Here is a 5,000-nt window from a genome sequence, read left to right as displayed (position 1 = left end):
AGATTTCATTTACAACAAGATAGTGATAGCGAGCTTGTTTTATTTTTATAAAGGAGTATTGAATATCAATCGGATGACTTCAGATTCAGAAAAGAAAATCATGTTTTCCGATGTATTTAAGAAGGGAATAAACTACGCTAAGATTGGAGGGGTGAAAAGATTGCTGAAACAAATCGAAGTGAAAAATTTAACGAAGATTTACGGTAGAGCCAGCAAAAAGGCACTCAAAATGTTATTTCAAGGAAAGGACAAGCATGAGATTCTCAAAGAGACTGGTGCAACCGTCGGCGTGAACCGCGCCAGTTTTGCGATCAACAGTGGAGAAATTTTTGTCATCATGGGCTTGTCAGGTAGTGGAAAGTCGACGCTCTTGCGTATGCTCAATCGTTTAATCGAACCGACAGCGGGTCAAGTCTTGTTGGATGGCGAAGATTTGGTTGAAATGCCAGCCGATAAATTGCGCGAAATCCGTCGTAAACGCATCGGGATGGTGTTTCAGAAGTTCGCCCTATTTCCACATCGCACTGTGATTGAGAATGTGGAATTTGGGTTGGAGATTCAGGGAATGGATGGAAAAACCCGCAGAGAAAAGGCTTGGGAAAGTTTGAAGTTGGTCGGCTTGGAGAATTATGCTGACAGTTTGCCGGACCAGCTGAGCGGGGGGATGCAACAACGGGTCGGTCTTGCGCGTGCCCTGGCGAATAATCCGGATATTCTGTTGATGGATGAAGCGTTTAGTGCACTGGATCCACTCATTCGCAAGGATATGCAGGATGAGTTGTTGGAGCTGCAACGCAATATGAATAAGACCATTATTTTTATCACCCATGACCTGGACGAAGCACTGCGAATCGGTGACCGCATCGTGTTGATGCGCGATGGTGAGGTTGTCCAGATCGGCACACCAGAGGAAATTTTGACGAATCCGGCAGATGAGTATGTGGAGCGGTTTGTTGAGGATGTAAATCTCGGCAAAGTCCTGATGGCAGAAAGCATCATGCAAAAACCTGAAGTCGTGGTGCTGGGTAAAGATGGGCCAAGGGTAGCATTGACCCGGATTCGGGATAAACGCATTCCGACATTGCTTGTGATTGATCGCAACCGAGAAGTAAAAGGCTTATTGACTGCAGACAAGGTGAAACAAGCGGTAGCGCAAAATATGAAAATCGAAGAGGTTATGATAGAAGATATTGTGAAAGTGCAAAAAGACACCCCATTGCAAGAAGTGTTGGCTTCCATGGTGCAAATGGATTTTTCTTATCCAGCCGTGGTGGTAGATGACAAGGAGCGCTTACAAGGCATTGTTGGCCGTGGCGCGTTGCTGTCGGCATTGGCTGGACAAGGAGGTGATACGGCATGAATGGCATACCCAAAATTCAGTTAGCTGAGTGGGTGGATGCGCTCATTAAATGGATGCAGGTTCATTTCGCGCCTTTTTTCGCGGTTATCCAAGGGGCGATCGAGCCGACGACTGATTTTTTCGAGCGCATATTGACGGCGTTACCCCCTTTGCCGACCATTCTCCTATTATCCCTGATCGTATGGCTGTTGAGTCGCTGGCGCATAGCGTTGTTTGCTTTGTTGGGTATGTCATTCATCCTGTATCTCGGTTTGTGGGAAGCCAGTGTACAAACCATTGCGTTGGTATTGACTTCGACGCTGTTATCGATTGTGATTGGTATTCCCCTCGGGTTGTGGGTAGGACGTAGCGATCAAGCTAAAAAAGTGATTTCGCCACTATTGGATTTTATGCAAACGATGCCTGCGTTTATCTATTTGATCCCTGCGGTGTTCTTTTTTGCCCTGGGGGCGGTTCCGGCTGTGATCGCGTCTGTCATCTTTGCAATGCCGCCCACGATTCGAATGACAGGGTTGGGCTTGCGGCAAGTATCCAGCGAGTTGAAAGAAGCGGCCGACGCGTTTGGTTCCACTCCGTGGCAACGGCTAGTAAAAGTGGAGTTGCCGCTGGCCAAATCGACGATTTTGGCAGGGATCAACCAGACGATCATGCTATCATTGTCGATGGTTGTGATCAGTTCCATGATCGGTGCGGGTGGACTAGGTGAGATCGTGTTGCAGTCGATTTCGCGATTGCAAGTTGGAAAAGGGTTTGAAGCCGGCTTGGCGATTGTGATTATCGCCATCATCCTAGACCGAATGACGCAGAATTTGGGTGAACCACGTCAGCAAGCGAAAGGGGCGACTCCGTGGGCGGGAGTCCGTAAATGGGTGTCGATTGTAGCGATTTTGGCTCTGTTGGGCTTGGGAGTGGCCTCATATGCCAAACCTGGCGGTGCCAAAGAAAAAGTGACGCTTGCTTATGTGAGTTGGGATACGGAGATTGCTAGCACCCATGTGATTAAACGCGTGCTGGAAAACCAAGGGTATGAAGTTGACATGAAGGAAACAGAAGCAGGCCCGATGTGGTCAGGAGTCGTGGCAGGCGATGTCGATGCGCATTTGGGGGCATGGTTGCCCGTGACGGGAAAAGTGTTTGTGCAAAAGTACAAAGGGCAATATGATGATCTTGGTGTCAGCTTAAAAGGAGCGCGGTTGGGTCTGGTGGTGCCTAAGTATGTGCCGGTTGACTCCATAGAAGAATTAAATGCAAACAAAGACTTATTTGGCGGCAAAATCATTGGAATCGATCCTGGCGCTGGCATCATGCAAAACACGGAAAAAGCGCTCAAGCTGTATGGACTGGACTATAGCTTGGTCAGCGGATCAGATGCGACGATGACGGCTTCGCTCGCCAAAGCGATCGAACAGAAAAAACCGATTGTTGTCGTCGGTTGGCAACCGCACTGGATCTTTGCCAAATATGATCTGAAGATCCTCAAAGATCCCAAGGGAATTTATGGTGAGGAAGAGCAGATCCACACCATCGCCCGCAAAGGTTTGAAAGAAGACATGCCAGAAGTGTACCGTATTTTGGATCAGTTTGCATGGACCAAAGAGGACATGGAATCGGTTATGCTCGACATCCGTAAAGGAAAGACACCGGATGAAGCTGCAGACGCATGGATCAAAGCGCATCCTGAGAAAGTGGCTGCTTGGACTAAAAAATAAACAAAAGCCCTGGGCTGGTTAAGCGGCCAGGGGTTTTTTTCTTTTTTTCAGGCGGATTGAGCCTGTTCCTCGGCGAGGAGTTTACGCTCATAGGCTTTAAAAAACGGCCAATAAATGACTCCTGTCAATATCAAGTTGAACAAGTGGAGGCATACGGCTTGCCAACTCCCGCCTGTAGCTAAGTATGCACCGATTGGGCCGGGAAGCGTCCATGGTACCAATAGGGAGATTTTATCGATCAAGCCGATAGAGAATGCGGCATAAGTCACTGCAGTGCAAGCCAAAGGAGCGAGGATGAACGGGATGAACATCATTGGATTCATTACCATGGGTACGCCGAAAATGATGGGTTCGTTGATGTTAAAGATGCCCGGCACGATGGAAAAACGGCCCACTTGCTTGAGATAGGAAGATTTAGAAAAAAGCATGAGCACACATAAGGACAGAGTGGCGCCGGAACCACCGATCAAAACAAACCATTGGAAAAATGGTTCCACAATCAGGTTGGGAAATTCTTTGCCAGCTACTGCCGCGGCGGCATTTTGGTCAAGCAAAGCGAACCAAATCGGATGGAAAATGGACCCGACTACGGCATCACCATGTATGCCAGCCGCCCAGAGCAACATGATGAAGAGGACCGGAACCATCGCGCCCAAAAACGTGTTTCCGGCGAATATTGCCAACGGTTGAAAGAGGCTTTGTAATAAAGCGTGTAGATCAATGGCCAGTAACACCCTGATCGTCCACATGAACAGAACAATTACCGTGGCTGGAATCAGCGCTTCAAATGACCGCGCAACTGAACGGGGCACGGATTCGGGCATGTGGATGACCCATTTTCTTTTTTTGAGAATGCGCATGGTTTCCACTGCGATGAGCATGGCGATGATTGACATGAACAATCCGGCTCCGCCCATATGTTGCAATGGCAACAGCCAGCCAAGCGTTTGGTTGGCGGGTAATTTGTCGTCGAGATTGACGGGAACGGTCGCCATAATAAACGTTGCCATGGTCAGCAACCCACCGGAAACGCCGTCCAATTGGTACGATCTGGCCAAGCTGTGGCCCATTCCGAAAGAGGCGTAAAGAGCCATTAGCCCCAATGTAAGTCGAAAGGGTACAACAATTTGTTCTTTATACGGCTCCACTGCTTTCGCCCAAGATTCGACAGGTGGATTGGCAATGATAATGAAAAAGCAACCGACGATGATTAAAGGCAGGGTCGCGATGATTCCGTCGCGTACCGCCCGGATATGACGCATTTCGGAAATGCGGGCCATTGGCGGCATTAACCGAGTCTCAATCCATTGAAGAAAGTGATGCATAGGAGCCTCCTTGCAAATATATTTTGAACATTCTGTATAATGATCTCCCTATCAGAAATATATCTCATAAATGGGTGCATTGTCCATGTGTGAATATTGTTATAATAATGTTGGCAGTATAGGAACGTTACTACATGGCCAGGCAGAAAGATCAGGGGGGGAATGGATATGCGCGTGGTGATGGTTTGCTCGGGTGGAATGTCAAGTGCGATTGTGGTCAAAGCGGTCAAGGCATTGGCCGACCAAGAAGGGTTTCCTTTGGAAATCAAAGCCGTCGGAACGCACGAATTTGAAGATGAACTGGCTCGGCATGACTTGGGCTTGGTCGCACCGCAAGTAAAGCATCGTTTGGCCCAATTTGAGGAGATCGGTAAACGATTGGGAAAACCGGTGGCATTGATTCCGCCACTCGGTTATACTCCCCTTGGCGCCCCCAAAGTGTTGGAGCTGATCCGGCGATACAAATAGAGACAGGAGTGGAGAGCATGAATCATGAGCAAGAGTTGTATGAAATCATCTTGCATGCGGGAAATGCACGTGCCATCGCTTATGAAGCGTTGGATGCTGCAGAGGCGTTTGATTTCGCCAAGGCAGAAGAGCTAGCCA

At 48.5% G+C, this 5,000-nt stretch carries 5 protein-coding genes (1 of these 5 cut by a window edge); 4 read left to right on the top strand and 1 reads right to left on the bottom strand.

Features of this window, described 5'->3' with window-relative positions; genetic code table 11:
• The first annotated feature begins 163 nt into the window (after window positions 1-163).
• Both proV and NYR52_RS09900 read left to right on the top strand, forming a co-directional pair.
• Window positions 164-1,360, top strand: a complete 1,197-nt coding sequence (gene proV / locus NYR52_RS09905; protein ID WP_132223949.1) for a glycine betaine/L-proline ABC transporter ATP-binding protein ProV — start codon at window positions 164-166, stop codon at window positions 1,358-1,360.
• Window positions 1,357-3,069, top strand: coding sequence for an ABC transporter permease/substrate binding protein (locus tag NYR52_RS09900; RefSeq protein ID WP_132223937.1), 1,713 nt, complete (start codon window positions 1,357-1,359; stop codon window positions 3,067-3,069). The genes proV and NYR52_RS09900 overlap by 4 nt, the downstream gene beginning before the upstream one ends.
• Window positions 3,070-3,116: 47 nt before the next feature.
• Here NYR52_RS09900 and NYR52_RS09895 read toward each other — a convergent pair whose 3' ends face one another.
• Window positions 3,117-4,394: a PTS sugar transporter subunit IIC gene (locus tag NYR52_RS09895; RefSeq protein ID WP_259435568.1), complete on the bottom strand. Its 1,278-nt coding sequence runs from the start codon at window positions 4,392-4,394 to the stop codon at window positions 3,117-3,119.
• A 168-nt stretch (window positions 4,395-4,562) separates the two neighbouring features.
• On the opposite strand from NYR52_RS09895, the gene NYR52_RS09890 reads away from it, so the two are divergent.
• Window positions 4,563-4,862, top strand: coding sequence for a PTS sugar transporter subunit IIB (locus NYR52_RS09890; protein ID WP_132223943.1), 300 nt, complete (start codon window positions 4,563-4,565; stop codon window positions 4,860-4,862).
• 17 nt (window positions 4,863-4,879) lie between these two features.
• Window positions 4,880-5,000, top strand: partial view of a PTS lactose/cellobiose transporter subunit IIA gene (locus NYR52_RS09885; protein ID WP_022738922.1) — the 5' end (the start) only. 191 nt of this gene lie beyond the right edge of the window; only the first 121 of its 312 coding nucleotides appear in the window; its start codon is at window positions 4,880-4,882; its stop codon lies beyond the right edge, outside the window.

Origin of the sequence: Laceyella sacchari (genome assembly GCF_024927925.1) — a bacterium.
GTDB classification, from domain to species: Bacteria; Bacillota; Bacilli; order Thermoactinomycetales; family Thermoactinomycetaceae; genus Laceyella; species Laceyella sacchari.
The sequence above is the reverse complement of the archived record's forward strand: the minus strand, read 5'-3'. Positions and strand labels throughout refer to the sequence as shown.